The sequence below is a fragment of the Streptomyces sp. NBC_00459 genome (assembly GCF_036013955.1).
Lineage (GTDB): Bacteria > Actinomycetota > Actinomycetes > Streptomycetales > Streptomycetaceae > Streptomyces.
In genome coordinates, this window is sequence record NZ_CP107903.1 from 6,366,576 (window position 1) to 6,391,920 (window position 25,345).

24 protein-coding genes are annotated in these 25,345 nt (G+C 69.4%); 11 read left to right on the top strand and 13 right to left on the bottom strand.

The window, feature by feature from the left end:
• Window position 1: 1 nt before the first annotated feature.
• From OHN74_RS28165 to OHN74_RS28175, 3 genes are all read right to left on the bottom strand, one after another.
• Window positions 2-1,090 (bottom strand): substrate-binding domain-containing protein, encoded by a 1,089-nt coding sequence (locus OHN74_RS28165; RefSeq protein ID WP_327697374.1) that lies wholly within the window; start codon window positions 1,088-1,090, stop codon window positions 2-4.
• 336 nt (window positions 1,091-1,426) lie between these two features.
• Window positions 1,427-1,855: an SCO4983 family protein gene (locus tag OHN74_RS28170; protein ID WP_327697375.1), complete on the bottom strand. Its 429-nt coding sequence runs from the start codon at window positions 1,853-1,855 to the stop codon at window positions 1,427-1,429.
• 93 nt (window positions 1,856-1,948) lie between these two features.
• A complete protein-coding gene (locus tag OHN74_RS28175) occupies window positions 1,949-3,160 on the bottom strand; it encodes a pyridoxal phosphate-dependent aminotransferase (protein WP_327697376.1) in 1,212 nt (403 codons plus the stop codon).
• A gap of 195 nt (window positions 3,161-3,355) precedes the next feature.
• Here OHN74_RS28175 and OHN74_RS28180 point away from each other — a divergent pair, with 195 nt between their 5' ends.
• On the top strand, window positions 3,356-3,781 hold the full coding sequence (locus OHN74_RS28180; protein ID WP_327697377.1) for a DUF6281 family protein: 426 nt from the start codon (window positions 3,356-3,358) through the stop codon (window positions 3,779-3,781).
• Between the two features lie 143 nt (window positions 3,782-3,924).
• Window positions 3,925-4,800, top strand: a complete 876-nt coding sequence (locus OHN74_RS28185) for a S1 family peptidase (protein WP_327697378.1) — start codon at window positions 3,925-3,927, stop codon at window positions 4,798-4,800.
• A 48-nt stretch (window positions 4,801-4,848) separates the two neighbouring features.
• Here OHN74_RS28185 and OHN74_RS28190 read toward each other — a convergent pair whose 3' ends face one another.
• Complete coding sequence (locus tag OHN74_RS28190; RefSeq protein WP_327697379.1) at window positions 4,849-6,474, bottom strand: N-acyl-D-amino-acid deacylase family protein; 1,626 nt, start codon at window positions 6,472-6,474, stop codon at window positions 4,849-4,851.
• A gap of 40 nt (window positions 6,475-6,514) precedes the next feature.
• Entirely contained in the window at window positions 6,515-7,840 is a 1,326-nt protein-coding gene (locus OHN74_RS28195; protein WP_327697380.1) for an amino acid deaminase, read from the bottom strand.
• A 136-nt stretch (window positions 7,841-7,976) separates the two neighbouring features.
• Here OHN74_RS28195 and OHN74_RS28200 point away from each other — a divergent pair, with 136 nt between their 5' ends.
• The 4 genes from OHN74_RS28200 to OHN74_RS28215 all read left to right on the top strand — a co-directional run bounded on the left by OHN74_RS28200 (window position 7,977) and on the right by OHN74_RS28215 (window position 11,089).
• Window positions 7,977-9,032, top strand: a complete 1,056-nt coding sequence (locus OHN74_RS28200; RefSeq protein ID WP_327697381.1) for a sugar kinase — start codon at window positions 7,977-7,979, stop codon at window positions 9,030-9,032.
• Window positions 9,029-9,796, top strand: coding sequence for an IclR family transcriptional regulator (locus tag OHN74_RS28205; RefSeq protein ID WP_327697382.1), 768 nt, complete (start codon window positions 9,029-9,031; stop codon window positions 9,794-9,796). The genes OHN74_RS28200 and OHN74_RS28205 overlap by 4 nt, the downstream gene beginning before the upstream one ends.
• Complete coding sequence (locus OHN74_RS28210; RefSeq protein WP_327697383.1) at window positions 9,793-10,224, top strand: RidA family protein; 432 nt, start codon at window positions 9,793-9,795, stop codon at window positions 10,222-10,224. Before OHN74_RS28205 ends, OHN74_RS28210 begins: the two co-directional genes overlap by 4 nt.
• A 259-nt stretch (window positions 10,225-10,483) precedes the next feature.
• A complete protein-coding gene (locus OHN74_RS28215; RefSeq protein WP_327697384.1) occupies window positions 10,484-11,089 on the top strand; it encodes a hypothetical protein in 606 nt (201 codons plus the stop codon).
• A 60-nt stretch (window positions 11,090-11,149) separates the two neighbouring features.
• Here OHN74_RS28215 and OHN74_RS28220 read toward each other — a convergent pair whose 3' ends face one another.
• A complete protein-coding gene (locus tag OHN74_RS28220; protein WP_327697385.1) occupies window positions 11,150-12,508 on the bottom strand; it encodes a M14 family metallopeptidase in 1,359 nt (452 codons plus the stop codon).
• 374 nt (window positions 12,509-12,882) lie between these two features.
• Between OHN74_RS28220 and OHN74_RS28225 the strand changes: the two genes are divergently transcribed.
• From OHN74_RS28225 to OHN74_RS28235, 3 genes are all read left to right on the top strand, one after another.
• Window positions 12,883-15,213 (top strand): ATP-binding protein, encoded by a 2,331-nt coding sequence (locus OHN74_RS28225; RefSeq protein ID WP_327697386.1) that lies wholly within the window; start codon window positions 12,883-12,885, stop codon window positions 15,211-15,213.
• Between the two features lie 145 nt (window positions 15,214-15,358).
• Window positions 15,359-15,871, top strand: a complete 513-nt coding sequence (locus tag OHN74_RS28230) for an ATP-binding protein (protein ID WP_327697387.1) — start codon at window positions 15,359-15,361, stop codon at window positions 15,869-15,871.
• 101 nt (window positions 15,872-15,972) lie between these two features.
• Window positions 15,973-17,298 carry an Nramp family divalent metal transporter gene (locus tag OHN74_RS28235; RefSeq protein WP_327697388.1) on the top strand — a complete coding sequence of 442 codons (1,326 nt, stop codon included), beginning with the start codon at window positions 15,973-15,975 and terminating at the stop codon, window positions 17,296-17,298.
• Between the two features lie 67 nt (window positions 17,299-17,365).
• On the opposite strand, the gene OHN74_RS28240 is transcribed toward OHN74_RS28235, so the two are convergent.
• The 7 genes from OHN74_RS28240 to OHN74_RS28270 all read right to left on the bottom strand — a co-directional run bounded on the left by OHN74_RS28240 (window position 17,366) and on the right by OHN74_RS28270 (window position 23,279).
• Complete coding sequence (locus tag OHN74_RS28240) at window positions 17,366-18,655, bottom strand: hypothetical protein (protein ID WP_327697389.1); 1,290 nt, start codon at window positions 18,653-18,655, stop codon at window positions 17,366-17,368.
• A 108-nt stretch (window positions 18,656-18,763) separates the two neighbouring features.
• Window positions 18,764-19,276: a SigE family RNA polymerase sigma factor gene (locus tag OHN74_RS28245; RefSeq protein ID WP_327697390.1), complete on the bottom strand. Its 513-nt coding sequence runs from the start codon at window positions 19,274-19,276 to the stop codon at window positions 18,764-18,766.
• A gap of 192 nt (window positions 19,277-19,468) precedes the next feature.
• Window positions 19,469-20,512 (bottom strand): hypothetical protein, encoded by a 1,044-nt coding sequence (locus OHN74_RS28250; protein WP_443060463.1) that lies wholly within the window; start codon window positions 20,510-20,512, stop codon window positions 19,469-19,471.
• The gene (locus tag OHN74_RS28255) at window positions 20,500-21,162 is read right to left on the bottom strand and encodes a hypothetical protein (RefSeq protein ID WP_327697391.1); all 663 of its coding nucleotides are present in this window, start codon (window positions 21,160-21,162) and stop codon (window positions 20,500-20,502) included. The genes OHN74_RS28250 and OHN74_RS28255 overlap by 13 nt, the downstream gene beginning before the upstream one ends.
• A 153-nt stretch (window positions 21,163-21,315) precedes the next feature.
• Window positions 21,316-21,984 carry a hypothetical protein gene (locus OHN74_RS28260; protein ID WP_327697392.1) on the bottom strand — a complete coding sequence of 223 codons (669 nt, stop codon included), beginning with the start codon at window positions 21,982-21,984 and terminating at the stop codon, window positions 21,316-21,318.
• A 153-nt stretch (window positions 21,985-22,137) separates the two neighbouring features.
• Complete coding sequence (locus tag OHN74_RS28265) at window positions 22,138-22,833, bottom strand: hypothetical protein (RefSeq protein WP_327697393.1); 696 nt, start codon at window positions 22,831-22,833, stop codon at window positions 22,138-22,140.
• Window positions 22,834-23,018: 185 nt separating this feature from the next.
• Window positions 23,019-23,279 carry a hypothetical protein gene (locus tag OHN74_RS28270; RefSeq protein WP_327697394.1) on the bottom strand — a complete coding sequence of 87 codons (261 nt, stop codon included), beginning with the start codon at window positions 23,277-23,279 and terminating at the stop codon, window positions 23,019-23,021.
• A 351-nt stretch (window positions 23,280-23,630) separates the two neighbouring features.
• Here OHN74_RS28270 and OHN74_RS28275 point away from each other — a divergent pair, with 351 nt between their 5' ends.
• Together OHN74_RS28275 and cpaB are read left to right on the top strand one after the other, a co-directional pair.
• Window positions 23,631-24,548 carry a hypothetical protein gene (locus OHN74_RS28275; RefSeq protein ID WP_327697395.1) on the top strand — a complete coding sequence of 306 codons (918 nt, stop codon included), beginning with the start codon at window positions 23,631-23,633 and terminating at the stop codon, window positions 24,546-24,548.
• A gap of 51 nt (window positions 24,549-24,599) precedes the next feature.
• The gene (cpaB, locus tag OHN74_RS28280; protein ID WP_327697396.1) at window positions 24,600-25,319 is read left to right on the top strand and encodes a Flp pilus assembly protein CpaB; all 720 of its coding nucleotides are present in this window, start codon (window positions 24,600-24,602) and stop codon (window positions 25,317-25,319) included.
• Window positions 25,320-25,345 lie beyond the last annotated feature (26 nt).

Genomic DNA, 25,345 nt, shown 5'->3' on the forward strand with positions numbered 1-25,345 from the left:
CCTAGTTCCGGGCCCGGCGCGCCATCTCGTGCAGCACCTTGGAGGTGGGCACGGGCGCCTGCCGGACGCCGGTGAGTCGCTGGTTGAGGTAGGCGGCGTGGGCGGCGGTGGCCGCGACGAACTCGGCGGCGTCGCCCTGCGGCCGGAACCCGTGCCGGACGGCGAGCCTGCGCAACACCGGGTCGTCGCTGAGGAGTTCACCGAGTGCGCGGCCCTCTTCGGTCAGCGGTACGACGGTGTGGTCGCTGTTGGCGGTGGTGTCCGGGTAGAGGACGGTGAGGTCGCCGCCGGCGCTCTGCTGACCGTCGGTACCGAGCAACGAGGCCACCTGGGACTCGTAGACGAGGACCAGCGGGTTTCCGGCGCCGCTCACGAAGTCCCTGAACGCCGCGTCGGAGCTGGGCTGTTGGGCGCCCTGGACGCTGACCAGCTTGTGCATCAGGGACGCCGTACGGTCGATGTCGGCATCGCTCGCCACCACCCGGCCGCCGTTCGCCACATAGCTGGTGGCGGCGAGATACAGGGCACCGGAGCTGGAACTCTCCGGGTCGGTGGAGGCGATGTAGAGGGTGCCGGTCAACTCCCCGTACTTTTCAGCGCCCTTGAGCTGCTGCCAGGTGCGGTCCCTGTCGGCGGCGGCGAGATAGGCGGCCATCTTGAGGGTGCCGCGGTGCTGTCCCTTGTCGAGCGTCGCGAGTCCGCCCGCCGCGAGCACCTCGGCGGCGTTGCGGTGGGCCACGACGACGAGCGGTGAGTAGAAGGGGCGCGGCAGGGGCTGCCGTGCCTTGTACTTGGCGGCCAGTTCGTCGGCGGGCGCCTGGCTGGACGGGAAGGCGAAGTCGTACCCCTTGAGGTCGAGCCCTTCCATGGCCCACGACCCGGAGGTCTCCGTCCGCACGGTGTAGCCCTTGGCGGCAAGGGCCTTCACCACGTCGGGATCGGCGAAGAACTCCGCCTTCTCCGACCCGATCACTCCACGCACGGTCTTCGTTGCCGTGCTCCGGTCCCCGTTGTCCCGGCCCGCCACGACGGCTGCCACCACGCCGCCGATCAGCAGGACCGCGAGGACTATCCCTGCGATTCGTCTCACGCCCGGAGCGTGCTCCCGGAATCCAACGTTCCCCGGTTAGGAGAATGAACGGAGGGTGAAGCACTGGTCCCGTTACGCAACGGGACGGCCCTTGAGCGGGCGGCAGCCCCTCAAGGGGCGCGGGGAACTGCGCGACAAGCCACGGCGGGCCTGCAGCCGTGCACAAGGGAACCTCCCACGGCGCGACGCACCACGGCCAACCGGCACTTCACAACCCGGCGTCACGAAACAACCCCTGCTCAAGCGAACGCAGTGCTGTGGCACCCGGTCCGCGCGTCGCTGCGGGAGCGCGCGGACCGGGGCCGTCGAGGGGAGCCCCGGAGAGGAAGCGGGGGCTCAGTGGGAAGCGAGGGCGCGGGGCTCGGTGGCCTCGGCGTGGGCGTCCATGCGTTCGGCGGCGAGGATCGCGGCGGCGGTGTCGGCACGGGAGGCCGCGACGACCAGGGCCCGTCCGGCGAGCGCGTGGGCGCGCTGGTGCAGGACGGTGAGGTCGGGGGCGGCGGTCGCGGGGGCCGGGGCGCGGACCGGCGTACGGCCCCCGCGCAGTCGGCTGACCTGGGCGGTGAGACGCTCCGCGGCGGTGTCCAGGTCGACGGAGGGTGCGAGGGCGCGCAACTCGTCGGTCGCGGTGAGGAGCGCGGCGAGATGGCCGGCCAGCTGGATGTCCAGCTCGTCCTCGCGCGACCTGTGCGGGAAGTCCGAGGCGGTGCCGGCCAGCGCGCTGCGGGTGCTGTGGACCGACGGGGTGCGGATCGGTTCGTACATGGGAGATGGCCTCCTGTGCGCTGACAGGAAGCCATCCTAGCTTAGATTCAGTCTAAAGTTGAGTCGGATCGCGGAAAGTGTCCCCAGATATGTTTACGGCTGGCTGTAGCCGTCCAGGAAGGTGCCGATACGGGTCACCGCGTCGCGCAGGTCGCCGACCGTGGGGAGCGTCACGACGCGGAAGTGGTCCTGTTCGGGCCAGTTGAAGCCCGTACCGTGCACGACCATGATCTTCTCGCGGCGGAGCAGGTCAAGGACCATCCGCCGGTCGTCCTTGATCTTGAATACGTTCGGGTCGAGACGCGGGAAGAGATAGAGCGCGCCCTTCGGCTTCACGCAGGTGACGCCCGGGATCTGGGTGAGCAGCTCGTAGGCGACGTCCATCTGCTCCTTCAGCCGCCCGCCCGGCAGCACCAGGTCGTTGATGGTCTGGCGCCCGCTGAGCGCGGCGACGACACCGTGCTGGCCCGGCATGTTCGCGCACAGTCGCATGTTCGCCAGGATCGTCAGGCCCTCGATGTACGAGTCGGCGTGCGCGCGGGGCCCGGAGATCGACATCCAGCCGACCCGGTATCCGGCGACGCGGTACGCCTTCGACATGCCGTTGAAGGTGAGCGTGAGGAGATCGGGGGCGATCTTCGCGGTCGAGGTGTGGGTGGTGCCGTCGTACAGGATCTTGTCGTAGATCTCGTCCGAGCAGACCAGGAGGTTGTGGCGGCGGGCGATGTCCGTCAGCCCCCGGAGCATGGCGTCGTCGTACACCGCGCCCGTCGGGTTGTTCGGGTTGATGATGACGATCGCCTTGGTGCGGTCGGTGACCTTGCGCTCGATGTCCGCGAGGTCCGGCATCCAGTCGGCCTGCTCGTCGCAGCGGTAGTGGACCGCCGTACCGCCGGAGAGGGAGACCGCCGCCGTCCACAGGGGGTAGTCGGGGGCCGGTACGAGGACCTCGTCGCCGTCGTCGAGCAGTGCCTGCATCGCCATCACGATCAGCTCGGAGACGCCGTTGCCGACGAAGACGTGCTCGACGTCCGTCTCGATGCCGAGGGTCTGGTTGTGCATGACGACCGCCCGGCGCGCCGCCAGCAGCCCCTTCGCGTCGCCGTACCCGTGGGCCGACGACACGTTGCGGAGGATGTCCTCCAGGATCTCGGGCGGAGCCTCGAAGCCGAAGGCGGCCGGGTTCCCGGTGTTCAGCTTGAGGATGCGATGCCCTGCCGCCTCAAGCCGCATCGCCTCTTCGAGAACCGGGCCCCGGATCTCGTAACAGACGTTGGCTAGCTTGGTCGACTGGATCAGCTGCATAGCGGTGAGTTTACGGCGGGGTAACGCGCGGGGCGTCGTGTTATCCGCCACGTGGGATCGGGGCGAGGCGAAGGAGGCGCACCCCGGTGGGACGTGGGCCGCGCGGACCGGTCGGCCGTCGGCCGCCTCGAACGGAACCGGGAGCCGCGGCGTCGGTACTCATGAGGCCGTACACGTCTACTCGCTGGAGGACCGATGAGAGCCACATTTCCGATCGACAGGACCGGGTGCGTGCGGATGGTGCTCGCGGCAGTCCTGGTCGCCCTGTCCGCCTCCGCCTGCACCTTGTCGGGCGACGGCGACGGTGGCGGCGACGACGGGTCGGCGTCGTCCTGTGCCTCCCTGGTCGAGTACCGGAACCACATGTACTCGGGCGCGGAGGCGAAAGGCTTCACCACCGGGCGCGTGCTCGGCACCGCCACCCTGCCGCCGTGCGACGACACGCCGAACGACGGCGGCGACGGCGAGGCGGCCCCGGCCTCGGTGACCGCCTTCGAGATCGCGGGAGTGGATCCGGACGTCGCCATCGCGGTGGAGCAGAAGGACGGTGACGTCATTTTCGTCAACACCGACTCCGGCAGGAACCTGTCGGAGATCAAGGAACTGATCAAGGCCTCCTGATGTGCCCGGTGCGCACAATCGCGCCAACTCCCGGCCGGAAACGATTCCTTGCCCCAAGCACCCCTCCCACATCACAATGCGCATGACAAAAAGCGAGCGACCGGAAAACCTCCGGTCGCTTCTTCGTACGAGGGGACCCCCACATGAACAAGCCTCTCCTTGCCGCGCTCGCAGCCCTGGTGATCACCGGGGCGGGAGCGGCACCCGCGGTCGCCGCGCAGGCCGACACGGCCGCGCCCGCCGCGAAGAGCGTCGCCGCCAAGGTGGCCGCCGCGCCGGCGATCCAGGCCGTCAACTTCGCCGGCACCGTCTCGCTCTCCAACTGTTCCGGCTCGCTCGTCCGCTTCCCGAACTCCGAGGCCGACGACCCGGCGCTGGTCATGTCCAACGGGCACTGCCTGGAGACGGGCTTCCCGGAGGCCGGCGAGGTCATCGTCGACCAGGCGTCCACCCGTACCTTCGGGCTGCTCAACGCCTCGGCCACCCGAGTCGGCACCCTGCGCGCCAGCAAGATCGCGTACGCGACGATGACCGACACGGACGTGTCGATCTACCAGCTCACGACCACCTACGCGGCGATCAAGAGCTCGTACAACATCAACCCGCTCACGCTCAACACCACCCACCCGGTCGTGGGCACCGCGATCACCGTCGTCTCCGGCTACTGGAAGCGGACGTACGCCTGCAACGTCGACGGCTTCGCCTACCGCCTCAAGGAAGGCGAGTGGACCTGGAAGGACTCGGTCCGCTACACCTCCGCCTGCCAGACCATCGGCGGCACCTCGGGCTCGCCGGTCGTCGACAACGCCACCGGCAACGTCGTCGCCGTCAACAACACGGGCAACGAGGACGGCGGGCGCTGCACCGACAACAACCCCTGCGAGGTCGACGCCAACGGCACGGTGACGGTCCGCCAGGGCATCAACTACGCGCAGGAGACCTACCAGATCCCCGCCTGCTTCGGCCTCGACAACAAGCTGAACCTCAGCGCGAGCGGTTGCACCTTGCCCAAGCCGTAGCGGGTAGCAGGTAGCGGGTAGCAGGTAGTACGTGGCTCGGGCGGGCGGTCAGGTGCCGGTACGGCGGACCGCCCGCCCCGCCAGTACGTCCGTCCTGCGGCCGTCCTCCATCACGAACCGGCCGTCGACCAGGACGTACGGGATGCCCGTCGGGAGTGTGCGCGGCGCCTCGAAGGTGGCGCCCGCCGCCACGGTGTCCGCGTCGAAGAGGACCAGGTCGGCGCGGTAGCCCTCGCGGACCAGCCCCCGGTCCGGCAGTCGCAGTCGCGCCGCCGGGCGGGAGGTCAGATGGGCCACGCACTCCTCCAGGGAGAGGACCCCCAATTCCCGCACGTAGCGGCCCAGATACTGCGGGAACGTGCCGTAGGCGCGAGGGTGCGGTTTCGCGCCCTGGAGGAGGCCGTCCGAGCCGCCCGTGTGGGCACGGTGGCGCATGATCGCCCGGACGTTCTCCTCGTGGCCGACGTGCTGGAGGATCGTCGTGCCCAGGCGGTCCGCCAGCAACAGGCTGCGGGCCGTCGACCAGGGGGTCTCGCCGCTCGCCTTCGCCGACTCCTGGACCGTACGGCCCACGAAGTCGCCCAGCGCCGGGTCCGCCACGCCCGAGATCTCGATCGTGTCCCACTCGATGGGCACGCCTTGGCAGCCGTCCGAGCCGATGACCTCCATGTGGTGCCGGATGCGTTCGGCGGTGTCGGTGTCCGTCAGGCGCTTGATGATCGCCTCCGGGCCGCCCTCGCTCGCCCAACTCGGCAGCATCGCCACGAGCGTTGTGGAGCCGGGGGTGTAGGGATACGTGTCCAGGGTGAGGTCCGCCCCCGCCGCCAGCGCCTCGTCGAGCAGTGCCAGCAGCTCCGGTGCGCGGCCCTCGTTCACCCCGAAGTTCATGGTGGCGTGGGCGAGATGGAGCGGGCAGCCCGCCTCGCGGGTCAGTTCCACCATCTCCGCGTACGCCTCCAGCGCCCCCGCTCCGTACGAGCGGTGGTGGGGGCAGTAGTAGCCGCCGTACGACGCCACCACCCGGCACAGTTCCGTCAGTTCGGCGTCCTTGGCGTACATGCCGGGCGTGTACGTGAGCCCCGACGACATGCCCACCGCGCCCTGCTCCATCCCCTCCGCGACCAACTGCCGCATCCGGTCCAGCTCCTGGGGAGTCGCGTCCCGGTCCTCCCAGCCGACGGCGAGCATCCGTACCGTCCCCTGCGGGATCAGATAGGCGGCGTTGACCGCTATGCCCTCGCCGTCGACACCGTGGTCGAGACGGTCCAGGTACTCGCCCACGGAACGCCAGTCGAACTCGATGTCGTCGCCGTGGCCGTTCCAGCCGGTGATCGTGCGGCGGACCTCGGCGAGGGTGCGTTCGTCGACCGGGGCGTACGACAGGCCGTCCTGGCCCAGGACTTCGAGGGTCACCCCCTGCGCGGCCTTCGCGCTGTGGTCGGGGTCGCGGAGCAGGGCCAGATCGCTGTGGGCGTGCATGTCGATGAAGCCGGGGGAGAGGGTCAGACCCTCCGCGTCCAACTCCCTTCGCGCCTTGGGGCGTTGGCAGCCCGCTGCCGCCGCCTCCTGGACGATCGACACGATCCGGCCGCCGTCGACCACCACATCGGCGCGGTACGACGGCCCGCCGGAGCCGTCCACGACGTCCGCGTCCCGAATGACGAGCTCGTCCACGCCAGGGCCTCCTCGGTAGTTGGAGATCGGAGATCGGAGATCAGAAGAACGTGCGGATGTATTCGACGACCGTGCCGTCCGCCTCCGCGACCGGGATCAGCTGCCACTTGTCGAACGACGTGCACGGGTGGGACAGGCCCAGGCCCAGCCAGTCGCCGACCTCCAGATCCGCTTCCGGGGTCGTACGCAGCCAGGCGTGCTGGTCGGAGAGGCCGGTGAGCGAGATGCCGGTGGCGGGCCGTTCGGGAGCTCCCTCCCTGCGGACCACCTGGGGCACCGGCAGGTCCAGGTCGTACGCGGCGTCCCGCTTGCCCGCGTTGGTGAAGGCCTGCTCGGGGGAGGGACGGGAGACGACCTGCGTCCACAGGCGGAAGGCGGGTTCCAGGGCGCCCTCCTCGGGGACCCGGTTGAACGGTGTGACCTCGCGATAGCGGCCGTCGTCGTGTGAGACGTACGCCCCCGAGCGTAGCAACTTCATTACAGGGAGCGATAGTTCGGGGATGTCCGCGAAGACGTCCGCGACCGCGTCGAACCAGGCGCTGCCGCCCGCGCTCACCACGATCTCCTCGACGGACGCGTCGGCGAACCGCCCCGCCTTGTCGAAGTCCGCCGCCAGCGCCACCAGCCGCCGCAGCCACGCCCGCACCCGCTCCGGGTCGGCCTGCGGCACCTCGCCCTCGTACCCCGCGACCCCGACCAGCCGCAGGGTCCCCGCGGCGGCCACCGCGTCCGCGACCTCCGCGCACTCCGCCTCCGTGCGCACGCCGGTACGGGACCCCTCGCCGGTGCCGAGTTCGACGACCACGTCCAGTGGACGGGCGCCCGCACCCGCCCCCGGCTCCTTGAGAGCCGCGTCCATCAGTTCCACCCCGCGCACGGAGTCGACGTAACAGATGAAGTGGAAGCCGGGGTCGGCGGCCAGCTCCGCGGCGATCCAGCGCAGAGCCGCCGGGTCGACCAACTCGTTGGCCAGGAAGACCCGTTGGATGCCGAAGGCGCGGGCGACACGCACCTGGTGGGGGACCGCGAGGGTGATGCCCCAGGCGCCGTGCCCGATCTGGCGGTGGAAGAGCCGGGGGGCCATGGAGGTCTTGCCGTGCGGGGCGAAGGCGAGGCCGTGGCGGGCCGCGTAGGTCTCCATCAGTCGCAGGTTGTGGGTGAGGCGCTCGGCGGAGAGGGTCAGTACGGGGGTGGTGAAGCCGCCGGTGAAGAGGTTGCGGCGCTGGGCGGCCAGCTCGCCGACGGTCAGGCCGTCGGCGTCCGGCGGGAGGCCCTTGAAGCGGGCGTCGACGCGTTCGGCGGCCAGCCCGGCGAGCGCCCCGGTGCTCTCGGCGCCCTGGCTGCCCTCGATGTCCTCGGTGCCCATGCGGCCTCCCTCGTTCAGTTCGTTGCATCATCTGCAACGGTCATTGCGTATATCGCTTACCGCTGTCTAACATCTCGCCAACGTGGGGTCAACGGAGCCGCCGCCTCCCCCGTGCCACCGAGGAGCTACGACGATCGTGACCAGCACGGGACCCCGCATTGCCCACGACGTCGTGGACGTCGTCGCGCTCGGCGAGTCCATGGTCACCTTCCTGCCCTCCCGGCCGGGCCGCCTCGCCGACGTACCGTCCTTCGAGCGTGCCATCGGCGGCGCCGAGTCCAACGTGGCCTGCGCCCTCGCAGCCGCCGGCCACTCCGCCCGCTGGATCAGCCGCGTCGGCGACGACGGCTTCGGCGACCACCTGGTCGAGGCGATCGGGTCGTACGGCGTGGACGTGGCGTCCGTACGGCGTGATCCGGCGCGTCCGACGGGGGTGTACTTCCGTACGGCGGGGGACCGGGCGACCGACGCGCACGAGGTGGCGTACTACCGGGCCGGGTCGGCGGCCTCGGTGATGTCGGCGGCGAACGTGGACCCGGCGGCGGCGCGCGCGGGGCGGGTGCTGCATCTGTCCGGGATCACGGCAGCGCTCTCCCGCGACTGCCTCGACCTGCTGTGGGAGCTGACCGAGCCCCGGGCGGGGCGGCCACTCGTCTCCTTCGACGTCAACTTCCGTGAAGGGCTGTGGGCGGACGCCCACGGTCCACGGGTCCTGCTCGACCTGGCTCGCCGGGCCGACCTCGTCTTCGTGGGCGCTGACGAGGCGGAGGCCGCGTGGGGGCTGCGCGGCGCGGCCGGTGTCGCGGAAGCGCTGTCCGAGCCGGGGCTCGTGGTCGTCAAACAGGGCGGGGGAGGAGCCGTCGCCTTCGCCAGGGACAGCGGTGCCACCCATGTCCGGGCGCCCCACGTCGACATCGTCGCCGCGGTAGGAGCCGGCGACGCCTTCGCCGCCGGGTTCCTCTCCGCCACCCTCCGCGGCCTCCCCGTGAGGGACCGCATCCGCCACGGCCACCTCATGGCCGCCGCCGTCCTCACCACCCCCGGAGACCTGGCCACGCCGCCCGCCCGCGACCACGCCGACCGGCTGGCCGCTCTCGACGACACGGCGTGGGGGACACTTCGACTCGGCCCCGGCTGGACCACCCGGGCCCAGGACCCGCACCGGGCCGAGCAGGAGGTACGCACCCCATGAGCCAGACCGTCGACCGCGCGCTGAGCATCCTGCCGTTGCTCGCCGAGGGCCCCGCCGACCTCGGCCAGGTCGCCGACCGGCTCGGCGTCCACAAGTCCACCGCGCTGCGGCTGCTGCGCACCCTGCACGAGCACGGACTCGTCTACCGCCAGTCCGACCAGCGCTACCGTCTGGGCGCCCGCCTCTTCGCGCTCGCCCAGGAAGCCGTCGAGAACCTCGACATCCGGGAGATCGCCCACCCCCACCTCGTACGCCTCAACGAGCTCTGCGGGCACACCGTCCACCTCGCCGTGCACGAGGACGGCGAGGTCCTCTACATCGACAAGGTCGAGAGCCGCTACCCGGTGCGCATGTACTCGCGGATCGGCAAGCCCGTCGCCATCACCGTCGCCGCCGTCGCCAAACTGCTCCTCGCCGATCTGCCGGAACCCGAGCGGCGTGCCGTCGCCGACAAGCTCGACTACCCCCTGTACACCTCCCGCTCCACCCCCAACGCCCCCGCCTTCCTGCGGGAGTTGGAGAAGGTGCGCGAACAGGGCTGGGCCACGGACCTCGGCGGTCACGAGGAGTCCATCAACTGCGTCGCCGCCCCCGTCAGCGGGACCGACGGACGCGTGGTCGCCGCCATGTCCGTCTCCGCCCCCAACGTCGTCGTCACCGCCGACGAACTTCTCACCCTGCTCCCGCTGGTGCGCCGTACGGCGGATGCCATCAGCGGTGAGTACTCCGGCAGAACCCCAGCAGCCAAGGAAGCCACTCCATGACAGAGATCCCTGAGAAGTCCGCGAAGATCGCGCTCACTCCCAAGACCCACACCACCCCGCCCGCCAAGTTCTCCCACGGCGTGAGGAAGGGGAACATTCTCCAGGTCGCCGGTCAGGTCGGCTTCCTGCCCGCCGTCGAGGGACAGCCGCCGACGCCCGCCGGACCGACCCTGGCCGAGCAGACCCTCCAGACGCTCGCCAACGTCAAGGCGATCCTGGAGGAGGGCGGCGCGAGCTGGGACGACGTGATGATGATCCGCGTCTATCTGACGGACGTCGACCACTTCGCCGAGATGAACGGCATCTACAACACCTACTTCGAGGACCAGGGCCTCACCGCGCCCCCGGCCGCCCGGACCACGGTGTACGTGGGCCTCCCGGCGGGCCTGCTGATCGAGATCGACGCGCTGGCGGTACTGGACGACTGAGTCCCACTCCTCGCGCCCCGTGGGGGCGCCGGCCGTCTTCGATCCGCGGCTCCGCCCCGCGGGCGCGAGCAGCCACGGACAACCCGCCCCCGGCCGGTCGTCGCGGGAGGCGGTGCTGTCGGTCGCGGGTTCGCGGTGGCCTCCGCACCTGGTCTGTGCGTGTGGATCGAGTGATCTCTCCGGATCTCACCCAGATCTCACCGGATCTCTCTGGCCCCTGCTGTCCCATGACACAGCAATGTCCGCCATACTTCCGCGTGTGGAGCAGCGCATAGGTTCGAGCAGCCAGCCCCTGGAAACCGCCGCGGTAGACCCTGCGGCCATCCCCGGGCTCACTTCACCCGTGCCGGCCGAGCCGGAGGACGGGGTTCCTGAGCCGGTGGAGGAAGCCGCACCGGAGGAGGTCACTCCGGAGAAGGCCACCCCGGCGGTGGAAGCGGAGACGGAGGCAGACGCGGACGCGGAAGCGGCCGCCCCGGATGGGCCCGTCTTCGAGGCGTCCGACCGCCGGGCGAAGATCATCGCCGACCACAGAGGCGTACGGCTCCACCTGGACGACCAGGAGTGCGAGTTCCGCTGGGACGAGATCGGGGCGGTGGAGACGGAGACGTCCCGCTTCGGCAAGCGGTTCACGGTGACGGTCCACACCCCGGACCGCCGCTGGTACCCGGTCGAGATCGAGGCGAAGGCGAAGTCCCAGCACCAGGAGTGGGAAACGGAGCTGGACGCGGTCCTGGACGCCTACTTCGAGGACGGCGAAGTCGAGAATGCCGGGGTCGAGGATGCCGTAGTCGACGCCGACGCCGACGCCAAGGCCGAGGGTGCGGACGAGGCCGAGGAAGACGCTGAGGCGAAAGCCACCTGAGGGGCGCGAGCAGCGGTGGACGGCCCGCGGATTCCCGCGAGCCGTCCGTCGAAGCCGGAGCTAGCTGCAGTACTGCGTCTGCTTTCCGATGGACCGGTACATGCAGTCCGAGTTCTCCAGCAGCTGCAACACCGCGTCCCGGTTACGGGCCGTCTCCCGGTCGATCACCTCGTCGGGCGGGTAGAAGCCGCCACCCGAGCTGGACGCCGGGTACATCTCGAAGGTGTACGCGAAGATCTTCTGGCTGCCCCAGAGATAGTCGTCGATCGAGCCGTCCGTGATGTACAGGTCGCTGGACTGCTCCGGCGTGTAGCCGTTGCTCGCGGCCATCTTCCCGCCGACCGTGGCGAAGGCGTCCCGGTCGTCCTGGGTCATCCCCGTCGTGGTGTTGGCGGTCGTGTACCCGAAGGGCCACAGCACCAGTTCGCTGTACGTGTGGAAGTCGATGCCCGTCTTGATCTGCTGGACGCCGCCGACGACCCGGCTGCGGACGAAGTTGGCGACCACCTTGACCTCGGGCGCGGACTCGGCGGCCGTACCGCGGTACGTCTCGGACGAGGTCGAGCCGGAGGAACCGCCGCAGCAGCCCCAGCGGTAGTTCCAGTTGCGGTTGAGGTCCGTACCCACGTTGGACGAACCGCTGTTGGGCTGGCGGTTCTTGCGCCACGAGCGGTACGAGCCGGTCGCGATGTCGTACTCGCCGCCGTCCGGGTTGAGGTCCGGGATGATCCAGATCTCCCGGGAGTCGATCATCGACTTGACCCTGGAGTCGGTGGCGTAGGTGGAGGTCAGGTTGCGCAGCAGGTAGAGCGCCATCTCGACGGTCAGGTGCTCACGGGCGTGCTGGTGGTGGGTGAACAGCACCTCGGGCTCGGCCTCGTCGGTACCGACGTTGTCGCTGAGCTTGATGGCGACGATGTTCCGCCCCGAGTACGAGGTACCGATGACGCGCTGGCTGGCGATGGAGGGGTTGGCGGAGACGAGGGAGTTGATCTCCGTCGTCATCTCCGCGTAGTTGTGATAGCGGGAGTCGGCGCTGGGGAAGTCGAGCAGGCGTATGTCGTCGGCGCTGCTGGAGCGGTCCGGGGCCGAGCCCAACAGGGTGATCTCATAGCCGCGTTGGGCCAGTTTCCGGGCCTGCTCGGCGCGGCCGGAGACCACGACCCTCTCCTCGTCGGCCTCGTCCACCGTCACGCCCGACGCCATGATGTCGGTGCGGACGTCGGACGTGGAGTTCGCGAAGTTGATCTCGTACTGGCGGATGTCGTCCGCCGAGGCCGCCGGGCGTTTGGCGCTGGTCGCGGTGGCGTCGGGCGTCGTGGAGGTGAAGCCGACAGCGAGGGCGAGGGACAGCAGGCCGACGACAGCGGCGGACCGTCTGCCACTGCGGGCACCTGAGCCTCGTATACCAAGTCGCATGAAGTCTCCTGATTTCTCCGGGAGTTCCGGGATCTCCGGAAGCTGGGGAGTGGAGCGGGGGGTGGTTCTTCGGTGCGACGGACTGGTGCGGGTGTGGCGCCATCGTGCGGCTATGACATGGGCAGGTCAAGAGCGCCTAAAGGGTGATGGCGTGAACCGACCGGCCGTACGGGCCGGAAAGGCCCGCACGGAAGACAGCCGGAAGGGTTCCGAAGACCTTCGGATGCGGCGAGGAGGATACGCGTGCCCGCGCCGCCCGTCGCGGCTCTTCGGTAAGTGCACACGCGCGTGTGACCTGCGTGTACGTGCCCACGGGAATCCGTCGGAAGGTGAAGGGAGGGATTCACGCACGGAGGAGGCGAGGAGCCGTATCTGTGTCGGACGGGACCACCGGCTTCGTCGGCCGCCGCGCCGAACAGGCCGAAGTCCGCGCGCTGTTGGCCAAGGCCCGCCTCGTCACGCTGACCGGGCCGGGAGGCGTCGGCAAGACCCGCCTCGCCGGACGCGTCGCGGCCGACGTGACCCGCGCCTTCCCGGACGGCGTCCGTTTCGTGGACCTGGCCGCCCTGGACGACCCCGACCTCGTACCGAGGGCCGCCGCCGAGGCGTTGGGCCTGTACGACCACTCCGCGCACGGTCGGCCGGTGACCTCGGTGACCCCGGACGCCCTGGCCGCGATGGACCAGTTGGGAACGCGTCGGCTCCTCCTCGTCCTCGACAACTGTGAACACCTGCACAGGGCCTGCGCCGAGCTCGCCGGCGCGCTCCTGCACCGCACCACCGGCGTGCGGATCCTCGCCACCAGCAGGCACCGTCTGGGCCTGACGGAGGAACACCTGCTGGACGTAAGGCCGTTGCCCGTCCCCGACCCTGACGGCGACCTTTCCGCGGCCCACCGCCACCCGGCCCTCGCCCTCTTCGCCGACCGGGCCGCCATGGTGGTCCCGGGCTTCACCCTCACCCCCGCCAACCGCCCCGCCGTGGCCCGTCTGTGCCGCCGCCTCGACGGACTCCCCCTGGCGATCGAACTGGCGGCGGCCCGCATGACCGGCCCGGGCGATCTGAACACCGACGACCTTCTTGCCCGTATCGACGACGACCACCACAGCCACGCCGATCGCCACGGCCATCACCGTCCCCCTCGCCACCGCACCCTGCGGGCGACGATCGACCGGAGCCACCAACTGTGCACTCCGGCGGAGCGGTTGGTGTGGGCGCGGGCGTCGGTACTGGCCGGAGACTTCGACCTGGAGACGGCGGAGGCCGTGTGCGGAGAGGGCGCCGAGGACGTCCTGGCGGCCGTGACCGGGCTGGTCGGCAAGTCCGTGCTGAGCCGGGAACCGGGCCAGGACGGCGGCGTACGCTACCGGCTGCTCGGCACCCTCCGGCGGTACGGTCTCGACCGGTTGAGGCAGCGGCCCGGCGCGGAACGGGCCGCCCGGCGCCGGCACCGCGACTGGACGCAGACCCGGGCATCGGCCTACGAGCGTGCCTGGTTCGGCCCCGGCCAACCACACATGGCCGCCCGCCTCCACGCCGACCGGGCCAACCTGCGCGCCGCGCTCGACTTCAGCCTCGGGGCGAACGGGGACGCGCCGGACGACGCCCGCGCCGGCCTCCGCCTCGCCGGCACCCTCTGGTTCCACTGGTACGCGTGCGGCGCGCCCGGCGAAGGCCGGTACTGGCTGGACCGCGCCCTCGAAGCGAACCCCGAGCCCGGCCGGGAGCGGGCCCGAGCGCTGTGGGCGGCCGGACTGCTCGGCCTGCTCACCGGGTCGGCGGAGGACCGCGACCGGGGCCGGCGGCGGGCCGAGGAGGCACGCGCCCTCGCCGGGCGCCTCGGTGACGCCGTCGAGGCCGCGCACGCCGGGTACGCCGTCGGGGTCGGCCTGCTGCTCGGCGGTGAACCCGCCGCCGCCCTGCGGCACTTCGACGCCGCCGTGGCGCAGGGACCCGTAACCGGCGGACATGCGGGCCTTGCCGGGCTCGAACGAGTCCAACTGGCCATCGCCCTCGCCTCCTTGGACGAGCCGGACCGGGCGGTCGCCGTCTGCGAGAACACCCTGCGGGTGTGCGAGGAGTACGGCGAGGAGTGGGTGCGCTCATACGCTCTGCGGGCGCTCGCCCGCGCCCACACGATCCGTGCGGACTGGGGCCGGGCCGAACCGCCCGCCCAGGAGGCCCTGCGCATCGCGCACACCCTGCACGACGTCCTCGGCATCGCCCCCGCCCTCGACCTGCTCGCCCTGATCGCGACCAGGGACCACCACACCCACGAGCGGGCCGCCGTCCTCCTCGGCGGCGCCGACCGCCTCCGGACCGCCCCGTTCGACTCCGTACGGCAGGACGGTGAGACCCGGGCACGCGAGAGCCTCGGACGACGGGCGTACGACCGGGCCCACCGCCGGGGGGAGGGCTTCGACCTCGCCGGGATCGTCAAGTACGCGCTGAGGGAAGGGGAGTCCGCCGGCCGGCAACCCGAACCACCGTCCGGTGCCGGGTGCTTGGGCGGTCACGGTACGGGTCTCACGCGGCGCGAGACCGAGGTCGCCGCGCTCGTCGCCGAGGGTCTCGCCAACCAGCAGATCGCCGACCGACTGGTGATCGCCCGCCGTACCGCCGAGGGCCACGTGGAACACATCCTCGGCAAACTCGGCTTCACCAACCGCACCCAGATCGCGGCCTGGGTGACAGCACATCGGTGACGGGCATTGGGGAGGGGTGTCGGTGGCGGGGCGGAGGTGACGGCCCGCAGAGAAGCCGGTGGAGACCGTGGCGCAGAGACTCCGGTGCGGAAAACAGGTATTTCTCCCCGCGCGCGGGGGTGACCGTCGCAGCGATCCTGAAGGCATGCTGCAACTCTCCGGGGGTTCCGGGGGACACGGCCCGGATCCCGTCCCTCGGTATGGCTCGTACCTCCAACCCCCGCTGGGGGCAGGCCATCTGAGCGTCGAGTACGACCCGCGCCCCACCGCCGCCCGCGAGGCCCGGGCCGAGATACGCAGGCGGTTGGAGGAGTGGGGCCTGGCCGGGCGGGAGGACTCGACCGACCGGGACGAAGACCTGGTCGACGTGGCGGAACTGCTCGTCAGCGAGTTGGTCACCAACGCGGTGCTGCACGCGGCGAGCCGGTTCCGGCTCACCCTGTCGGCCGCACACGGTGTCCTGCGCTGCGAGGTCACCGACACCGGCCGCAGTACTCCACAGGTGCGGCAGGCGGGCGCCGAGGAGAGCGGCCGGGGGATGTTCCTGGTGGACGCGCTCGCGAGGCGCTGGGGCTGCCACCAGGACGGGCCGGGCAAGACCGTCTGGTTCGAGCTCGGCACCTGCGGGTCCGACGGCTGTGGTCGGCGACAGCCGTAGCGTCCCGCGGGCGTTCCGGACGCCGGATGCCCCGGCTGTCCACCCTCCGGCTCCGGAACGCCCTCTTGTGCGACCAGCCCCTTTGCGCTTTCTTGACGTACATGGCGGACACCACAGGGAACACCACGGAATCAGGGGCCACGGGCGCCCCAAGCCCCAACTCCACTCCCCGTAAGTCCAGTTGGAAGTACATCGGCCCAGGGATCGTCGTCGCGGCGACCGGCGTGGGCGCCGGCGACCTGGTGGCGACGCTCATCGCGGGCAGCAATTTCGGCTACACGCTCCTGTGGGCCGCCGTACTCGGCTGCCTGGTCAAGATCTCCCTCGCCGAGGCGGCCGGCCGCTGGCACCTCTCCACCGGCCGCACCCTCTTCGACGGCTGGGCGAGCCTCGGCCGCTGGACCACGTACTTCTTCGTCGTGTACGTCGTGATCTGGGGCTTCGTCTACGGCGCGGCGGCGATGTCGTCGAGCGCGCTGCCGCTCCAGGCGCTGTTCCCGGACGTCATGGACCTCAAGTGGTGGGCGATCCTGTGCGGGTTGTCGGGCCTGGTCTTCGTCTGGTTCAACAAGTACGAGGTCTTCGAGAAGGTCATGACCGTGCTGGTGGGCGTGATGTTCGTCGTCACGGTCTACCTGGCGATCCGGGTCACCCCGAACCTCGTGGACGCCTTCGCCGGCCTGCTGCCCGTCCTCCCCGACGAGAAGGACTCGATCCTCAACACACTGGGCCTGATCGGTGGCGTGGGCGGCACCATCACCCTTGCGGCGTACGGCTACTGGGTCAACGCGAAGGGCTGGACCAACACAGGCTGGATGAAGGTGATGCGCCTCGACAACCGCGTCGCCTACGCGACGACGGGCATCTTCGTGGTGGCGATGCTGTTCGTGGGCGCGGAGTTGCTGCATTCGGCCAACGTGGCGATCGCGAGCGGCGACAAGGGCCTGATTCAGCTGAGCGACATCCTGGAGGACAAGTACGGCACGGCGACCGCGAAGTTCTTCCTGATCGGCTTCTTCGCCACCTCCTACACCTCGCTGATCGGCGTCTGGCACGGCGTGAGCCTGATGTTCGCCGACTTCGTGGAACGCTTCCGCGGCACCCGGACGACGGGCGAGGAGGTCGCCTCGGGCACGCGCGAACGCTCGTGGCCCTTCCGCGCCTACCTGCTGTGGCTGACCTTCCCGCCCATCGTCCTGCTCTTCCAGGGCCAGCCCTTCCGCCTGATCATCCTGTACGGCGTCCTGGGCGCGGCCTTCCTCCCCTTCCTGGCCGGCACCCTGCTGGTCCTGCTCAACTCCTCCCGCACACCAGCCGAATGGCGCAACCGGCTGCTGAGCAACGCGATGCTGGTGATCGCGGGCCTGCTGTTCCTGGTGCTGTGCGTGAAGCAGATCTGGGACCAGCCGTGGTCGGAGTTCTTCTGATCCCTCTTCCTGAGCCCTCTTCTGTCTCCGCACGGCTTCCTGTGGAAGAAGGCCCATCGGCAAAGGCTCAGTTGGAGGGCGGCGGCTGCAGTCCCTGCCACTTCGAGTCGGTGGCGATCGTCTTGAGCTGGTCGAGGGTCAGGGCGGGATTCGTCCGGGTCGGGCCGGTGATCTGGCTGGCGGAGTTGAAGGCGCTGACGACCACTCGCAGACCGTCGGGCCAGATGGCGTCGGCGGTCCGCATGACGAGCCCCTTGCCCTTGTCGTCGCCGGGGCCCTCACGGACGACGACCTTGACGCCGTCGGGCATGGTCACGGCGCCCGAGCCGGGGCCGAAGAGCTGGTCCTCGATGTCCTTCATGTTGGGCTGCACGTTGATCTGGACGAAGCTCTTGCCCTTGCCGTCGTCGACGACGACATAGCCGTACTCGGTCCCGTCGCCGCTCTTGCCGACCACCTGGAGGCCCTGCGGGAGCAGACCGCTGAGCGTCGTCACGATGGTGCCGCTCTCGACCCCGGGAGTCTGGCTCGACGCCGGCGGCGTCTCGACCTCGGCGGCCTCGGGGATGGCGTTGACGGCCTTGAGCCAGGCCGGGTCGGTGACGAAGGTCTTCAACTGACTTCCGGACAGCGGTGGTTCGGGACGACTGATGGGCGCGCCCTTCTCGGCGGCGGAATTCCACTCGCTCACCGACACCCGCGCGCCGTCGGCCGTGACGAGGTCAGCCGTCCACAGCTTCGTGTCGACGCGCCGGTCCGGATACTCGTATCCCTTGAGGATCCTGAGCACCGTGCCACCGGGCAGCGTGCTCCTCGCGCAGTCGTCGTACGGGACGAACGCGGTGTCCGGGCAATCGGTCGCCTGACGCGCCTGCCCGCTCCCCGGCTCGACCCGGCCGAGGCTGACGGAGAGCGCCGCGGCACCCTTCCCGTCGTCGAACACGGCAGACACGTACGGCCCCCGCTTCGAGTCCGTGCCGCGCGACGACTCCTTGCTGAGCACGCCCTCGGGGAGCAACTCCTTCAGGGTTGCGAGCAGTTGGGCGCCGGTGACGGGGGACGGGGTGGCGGTGCCGGTGGCATCACCGGGCCCGACGGTCGTCCCGCCGGCGCCCACGGCCCGCCGTCCGGTCCCGTCGCCGCCCCAGGGCGCGACGAGCGCGCCGCCCACCCCCACCAGCGCGATCGCGGCGGCGCCGCTCACGACAGCGGTCCGGCGGCGCATTCGGAGCCGGCGCCCCCGGCTCTCACCGCCGACGACGAGGGCGGCACGATCGGCGTCGAAGGCACCGCCGGCGTTGCGCAGGGCGGCGCCGAGCCGGTCCTCGAACTGGTCGTCTCGATGTTCAACGGACATGGGGAACCACCACTTCTGCTGTGTACGGGAATTGTCTACCGGGAGGGGGAGGGGGAGGGGGAGGAGGCGATGAGCGAGGGAAGGGGGGTGGGAGAAGGGAGACGGACGTCAGCGGACCGCGTACTCCCCGAGTTCCTCGCCGAGGAGGGTGCGCAGCCGGGCGAGTGCGCGGACGCATCGGGTGCGTACGGCGGCCGAGCTGACGTTCATCGCACCCGCCGTCTCCTCGATGGAACGGTCCTCCCAGTAGCGCAGGACGACCACCGCCCGGTCCTTGGGCGGGAGTTGGGCGAGTGCCTCGACGAGGGTGAGCCGCATGGTCACGTCGGTTCCGGCGGAGGGTGCGGGCATCTCGGGCAGCACGTCGGTGGCCCGCTCGGTACTGCTGCGTCGCCGCTGGTGCGTCAGAAAGGTGCGGGTGAGCACGGTCTGTGCATACCCCGCGGGGTTGTTGGCCCGGGAGACGCGCCCCCAGTTGACGTACAACCGCCCGAGCGTCTCCTGCACCAGGTCCTCGGCGAGGTACGTGTCCCCGGCGGTGAGCAGACACGCGGAGCGGTACAGATGCCCCGCCCGCGCCACCGCGAACTCCGCGTACTCGTCCGCGCGGACCTTTCTCATACGTTCCCCCTGTTGCCTGTGCCGCGCTCAGGTCGTGGGCGCGTGGACTGTACTCACCTCATTGACGCGGTGGGGAGGGGGAAATGTTTCAGAGGGGGAGGGGACGGCGATGCGCCGCCCCCTCCCAGGGCTTGCGGTCGTCCCGCGAACAGTGTGGCGCGGAACGGGTACGGGCCACTGCCGGGACCCGGCTCAGCGGTTGACGGCCTGGATCTCCTGAACGACGACGGCCTGCTCGGCCCCGAACTCGCCGTCGGGCAGGGCCTGCGGGTTGTTGACACCCGTCCCGGTCCAGTGGATCTTCCAGGTGATCGTGGCGCGGAGCGGGTACGACCCGTCGCCGGACGAGCGCAGGTACTTCACACCGCAGGGCGGGGTCTGGCCGGCCTTCCCGGCGGCGTACGGCTCCCCGATACGCCCGTTGACGAAGGTGCACACACCGGAGGCGGGGTAGACCTGCGCGTCGGCGGTACCGGGCTCGATCCGCAAGGACACGGGCTCGGCGACGGTGGTGGCCTCCATCGCCAGAACCGGTACGGACGCGGTCACGGAGACGGGCTTGAACTGCGCCGCGTCCAGCCAGGCCCAGGTGGGCAGGTTCACCTTGGTGGGGCCGGCGGGGGCGAGGGTGACCTTGGTGGAGGGGACGCGGATCTCGTTGTAGGCGAGTCCGGCGAGGATCTCGGGGGTGATGACGTTGTCGATGCCGGCGGGAGGAGCGTCACCGGTGTCGACCCAGAAGTAGTCCTCCTTGCAGGAGTCCCAGCCCGGCGGATAGGACTTGTTGACGTACGAGCCCCACCAATAACCCTCGCCGGTCTTGTCCTTGTTGAAGTCCTTCGAGTGGTCGTCCTCGTTGAGGTACTTCTCCCGCTGCTCGGCATCCCACTCGTACCCCGTGGACCCCGCCTCCCACACCGGCTCCTTGACCTTCTGAAGCTCCTCGGGACTGTACGTCGGGGCATACCAACAAGCAGGCGGCGTCCAGCCGCTTGAGGCGGCGACGGGCCCGGCCGACTGCCCGGACCCGTTCTTGGAACGGTCGTAGACGACGGCGCCGGCGGTCGCGGAGAGGGTGTCGCCGGAGGCGTTGCCGGATGTGTTCGGGCCGTTGCCGAACGCTCCTGCACCAGGAGGATCTTGGGAGGCCATGGCAGAGGGGGACACGACCAGACACGTTGTTCCCGCGATCAGAACGGTCGTGGCGATAGAAAGCAGTCTGGTCATGGCTGGCACCTGTCAACTCCTCGAGTGGACTGGATCTTCACGAGTTCCCATACGCCAGCCTTGTTCTTCTGTACCTGGACGCCGTAGGCGACGTAGCTGTCCTTGTTCGGCGCTGTCTTCTTGACCTCTTTGGTCTTGATGACCTTGCTGAAGCCCTTGCTCTCATCCCCGCAGTAACTCAGCGAAGCGCTGTCTTTGGAACTGACGGTGACCTGGCGATCGAAGTAGCGCACGGTGCCGGTGACCGTCCACCCGACGTCGGTGAACGCCTTCACCCACTTTTCGGCAGCCACCGCGCCTTCACCCTCAGTGTAGAACTCCAAGGCGGGAAGCCGAGGGTTCTGGGCGACGATGGCCGCGTTGAGTGCGCGAATCATCTCCGCGTTGTCCTTGAGGACGGCGTCCTTGACGGCGTCACCGGTCTGCTCTGGCGTGAACGTGAGTGTGACATCTGACGGTAGTTCGACCTTCGGCCGGTCTGCGGAGGCGGCCGAGTCCGACGCGGACGCTGTCGGCGATGCCGAGGTCTCGCTCCCGGTATCGGCTCCGGCGATCTTGTCGTTGTCCTTCGATCCGCTGTCGTCGCCGCCACAGGCGGTCAACAGCAGGGCAGCGGACGCGACGAGCGCGGCAGCAACGGGCAAAGAGCGGCGCTTCACAGTGGACTCCCCGTGAGACAGATGTGCTAGCAAAACCAAGACGCTATCGGTGGGGCCGGTGGTTCCGCCAGGCTGTCGAGAGCTTCACAGAAGCTTCACCATGGCAACGGGGAACACGAGCTGCCGACGTCGCTCAGTTCACCTTGCTCGCCCTCAAGGTTGGCATCTGGCGCTGCCCCGCTGGGAGGCGATCTTCTCGACGGCCCAAACACCTTTGTTGTTCCTGCGTAGTTGGGTGCTGTAGCGGACGTAGCTGTTCTTCGTGACTGCGGTCTTGTTGACCTTCTCAGGGCTGAGATACATGTCGTACCCCTTGCTCTGGTCCTCGCAGTACACAAGCGACGCGTTGCTCGACCCGTTCACGTTGGCGACCGCGTCATAGAAGCGATACGAACCCGTGACCCGCGCCTTGGCGTCAACGTACGCCTGGATGAACGTCTCCGTGCCGGCGGCGGCTTCGCCCTCGTAGTAGTAGAGGTAGGCCTTGTCGAGGGCGTTCTGGTTCACGATCGCGAGGTCTACTGCCTTGATGGACTGTTCGCTGTCGCTCAGTACCGCGTCCTTGCCGGCGTCACCCGTCTTGGGCCACTCGAAGGTGTACGTCAGATCGGACGGCAGCTCGATCTTCGGCCGGTCTGCGGAGCCGGCTGAATCGGCGGTCGATGCCGTGTGCGATGCGGACGCTTCACCCACAGGCTCGGCCACCGAGCCCTTGTCGCTGTTCGACGACGCAGTCTCACCGTCGCCGCCGCCACACGCGGACATCAGCATTGCGGCCGTCGCGACGAATGCGGCAGCAGTGGGCGGAGCGTGGCGCTTCACAGTGAACTCCCCGTGGGAACAGGTGCGATGGCAAAGCCCGTACGGTATCGCGCTCCCCGGACAGGCGCGGCCATGGTTTCAGTGGGCCGGTGTCCTGGGTGCAGTCGTCCCGCTGTGACTGCGCTCAACGCACCACGACTCTGCTCCACCTGCTTACGGGGTGCATGCCTTGTCCCCCCGCTTCGAGGTCAGGCCGGTGGTCCGCCACACGCCCTGACCGCTCTTCTGCAGGCGCGCGCTGTACAGCACGTACGGGCTCTGGTCCGAAGGCGTGCGGTCGACCTTGTTGGTTTTCCGGTCCTTGTTGAAGCCCTTGCTCTCATCGGCGCAGTAGACGACCGACGCCTCCGACTCGCCCGACAAGGCAACCTCAGGCGCGTAGTAGCGAGTCGTCCCGGTGAAGGACATGTTGGCGTCGACGTACGCCTGCACCCACCTGAGCGCGTCGTTCAGTGCCTTGCCCCGGTAGTAGAAGGAAAGGCTCCGAGCGCCCGTGTCGCCACGCAGGATGGCGTCGTTCGTCGCGTCGATACGCCGGGCGGTGTCCGCAAGGACCGCGTTCTTGGCCTCGTCGCCGGCCTGCCAGTTCTCGAACTTGTCAGTGACATCCGACGGAAGCTCGATCCTCGGACGCTCGACGGACGTCGGCGCGCTCGCCGTGGCACTCGCACTCGCACTCGCCCTCGCGCTTGGCGACGCCGACGCCTCGCTCCCGGTGCCGGTGCCGGTGCCGGCTCCGGCGGCCTTGCCATTGTCATTGGGCTCGCCGTCACTGCCGGTGCAGGCGGTCAGGACCAGGGCTCCTGCCATGGCGAGTGCGGCAGCGGCGGACAGAGAACGGCACTTCACATCGAACTCCCCCGTACGACAGACGTGCTGACAAGGGCCGGACGGTATCCGTCGGGCCGCGAAGTTTCCACCAGATTCAGAGGGTTGGGCACGGTGTCAACGGAAACGGACTGTTTGCCGTGCAGGCCGTGCAGGCCGTGCAAGCCGTGCAGTTGTCGCGGAGCCAACCCCACAAGGAGGAGACGTCAGCCCCTGTCGGCTGCCGGAGAAACCGTCGGAGCCTGGGTGGCACTCCTGGCCGCCCGCCGCGATCTCAACTCCCCTCTGAGGATGAACAACCGGAGGCCTGCGATGCCGAGAAACACGACGCCGAAGCCGAATCTGGCCCATCCTCCGTCCTTGATGGTCCAGTAGAAGCAACTGCCGGAGAGGGTGAGGCAGATGGCGGCGACCAGGGGTTCGCGGATGTAGAACGGGAGGACGCGGAGTATCACATTGAGCAGCATCCGGGCAGTGGATCAGGCGCGAACCGCTCGTGCTGTGATGGAGGCCACAATTCCGGAGGTGAGGTTTACGCGGGAAGTTGTCGAAGGTGTGAAGAATTTTGGCAGACCTGCCCATGAACGGCGCATCGCCTTCGGCAAGTGGCTCCTGCCAACTACCCTCCCCGGCACCCGACTTGTGGCATATTCGCCTCACTCTCCGTCGATCAAGCTCCACCTTCCGTTAGTTGATCTAGAAGATTCAGTGTTGAGCGGGCCATGCCGTGGATAAGGTGCTGATGCAAGAGGACGTCACAGGGGCGATCTGAGGCGGTGGCCGACCACCCCGTCGCAGTGAACGGGGTGGTGTGCAGCGTGCCGACCGCGATAGCCGTCACCAGTTCCGACCTGGTGCTCCCACCGCATGACCGGCAGACCCCGCCAGCCGCTGTCCCGTCCCTCGACACCCTCGACGGCGCCCTCATGGGGATGCACACGCTCATCGAACAGCACGGGTACGTCATCGCCCTCTACCCGGCGTCCACGGACCCGGCCGTCACCCGGCGGCTGCACACCGTGCGTTCCGTCCTGGAGAGCGACCGCATCGCGCTGCTCGCGGTCGATCTGCCACCCCTCGGACTCGCCCTGCTCGCCCAGCAGTTGAGGCAGCTCTCCATGTGCGACTTCAGCCCGGGGGTGCTCGCCTCCTCCGCGCGGCTGCTCGCGCACTACATCTACGCCGGCGCTCACCTCGGCTCCGTCGCCAAGCTCGACCGGGTGCCCGTCTCCCTCAAGTCGCACGCCAAGTCCTGGGTGCCGGGCGCGCAGTTCGCCGTACTGGCCAATCCGCGAGCCCAGCTCGTACGGGTGGGCCAGGAGGAGCTGGCCGGGCCCGAGTTCGGGACTCGGCTGCTCGTCGCGCAGGGGCAGCCGCCCTCCGACTGGGTCACCACGACCCTCGCACCCGCCTGGCGCGTCCAGGGAGTTGCCCCCGTTCCGCTGCCGGCGGAGTCCGCCCGTTGGTGGGGGACCGGGAAGATCGTCGAGTTCGCGGCCGGGCTGCACGACGTCTCCGTGCTCTATCAACTGGTCTCCTCCGTACGCCGCGAGGAGTGCCACTGGTGCGGCCTCGAACTCATCGGAGACCGCTGCGGATTCTGTGCGGCCCCACTCGCCCCGGCTTCGGAGCTTCCCGCGGCCCTCGGGCGGGCAGGAACCCCGACAGAAGCACCAGGAACACCAGTACGACCATCAGGAACCTCAGTACGAGCACTGCCCCGAGGTACGACGTAAGAGACGTAGAAGACGTGTCCGTCCCCACCCCCGATCGAGGTTGTCCGCGTCATGAACTCACGCCAGCGCCGCGGCGTCATCCTGCTGGTCCTCTCGACCCTGTGCGCCATCGGCGCCTTCGTCGGAGTCCTCTCGGTGATCCGCGACGTGAATTCCAAAGTCGGCCCGGAGGTGACGGCGTACCGCCTCAAGAGCGACATCGCGCCCTACAGGGAGCTCACGGCCGACCAGTTCGAGAAGATCTCCATGCCGAAGCGGTGGCTGTCGGAGACCGCCGTCACACGCGTCTCCCAGATCCGCGGCAAGATCGCGGTGACCCGGCTGGAGAAGGGCTCCCTGCTGCAGACCGACATGATCGTCGACCGGCCCGAACTGGAGGCCGGTGAGCAGGAGATCGCGATCCTGATCGACGCGTCGACAGGTGTGGCGGGAAAGATCAACCCGGGGTCGCTCGTCAACATCTACGCCACCTTCGAGTCCAAGGACAGCGAGAAGGGCGTCGACGAGGCCAAGCTGCTCGTCACGAACGCGCGCGTCATCGACGTCGGCAAGCTCACCGCCCTCGAACCGGGACAGTCGAGCGACGATCGCCGGCGAACGGCGTCGGAGGCCGTTCCGATCACCTTCGCGCTCAAGACGCCGGACGCCCAACGCGTCGCGTACGCCGAGTCGTTCGCCGAACACGTCCGCCTGTCCCTGGTCGCGGGCGGCGAACTGACGGCCGTCCCCGGCGCCGCCGACCGTACGTACACCCTCGACAAGGACAAGTAGGAGGCGGGCATGAGGTCCGTACGTAC

What these genes read in the sequence shown, in the direction of transcription:
- OHN74_RS28170 (WP_327697375.1), bottom strand. Translation starts at nt 1,855, where the DNA reads ATGTACGAACCGATCCGCACCCCGTCGGTCCACAGCACCCGCAGCGCG.
- OHN74_RS28175 (WP_327697376.1), bottom strand. Translation starts at nt 3,160, where the DNA reads ATGCAGCTGATCCAGTCGACCAAGCTAGCCAACGTCTGTTACGAGATC.
- OHN74_RS28180 (WP_327697377.1), top strand. Translation starts at nt 3,356, where the DNA reads ATGAGAGCCACATTTCCGATCGACAGGACCGGGTGCGTGCGGATGGTG.
- OHN74_RS28185 (WP_327697378.1), top strand. Translation starts at nt 3,925, where the DNA reads ATGAACAAGCCTCTCCTTGCCGCGCTCGCAGCCCTGGTGATCACCGGG.
- OHN74_RS28195 (WP_327697380.1), bottom strand. Translation starts at nt 7,840, where the DNA reads ATGGGCACCGAGGACATCGAGGGCAGCCAGGGCGCCGAGAGCACCGGG.
- OHN74_RS28205 (WP_327697382.1), top strand. Translation starts at nt 9,029, where the DNA reads ATGAGCCAGACCGTCGACCGCGCGCTGAGCATCCTGCCGTTGCTCGCC.
- OHN74_RS28210 (WP_327697383.1), top strand. Translation starts at nt 9,793, where the DNA reads ATGACAGAGATCCCTGAGAAGTCCGCGAAGATCGCGCTCACTCCCAAG.
- OHN74_RS28220 (WP_327697385.1), bottom strand. Translation starts at nt 12,508, where the DNA reads ATGCGACTTGGTATACGAGGCTCAGGTGCCCGCAGTGGCAGACGGTCC.
- OHN74_RS28230 (WP_327697387.1), top strand. Translation starts at nt 15,359, where the DNA reads ATGCTGCAACTCTCCGGGGGTTCCGGGGGACACGGCCCGGATCCCGTC.
- OHN74_RS28235 (WP_327697388.1), top strand. Translation starts at nt 15,973, where the DNA reads ATGGCGGACACCACAGGGAACACCACGGAATCAGGGGCCACGGGCGCC.
- OHN74_RS28240 (WP_327697389.1), bottom strand. Translation starts at nt 18,655, where the DNA reads ATGTCCGTTGAACATCGAGACGACCAGTTCGAGGACCGGCTCGGCGCC.
- OHN74_RS28245 (WP_327697390.1), bottom strand. Translation starts at nt 19,276, where the DNA reads ATGAGAAAGGTCCGCGCGGACGAGTACGCGGAGTTCGCGGTGGCGCGG.
- OHN74_RS28270 (WP_327697394.1), bottom strand. Translation starts at nt 23,279, where the DNA reads ATGCTGCTCAATGTGATACTCCGCGTCCTCCCGTTCTACATCCGCGAA.
- cpaB (WP_327697396.1), top strand. Translation starts at nt 24,600, where the DNA reads ATGAACTCACGCCAGCGCCGCGGCGTCATCCTGCTGGTCCTCTCGACC.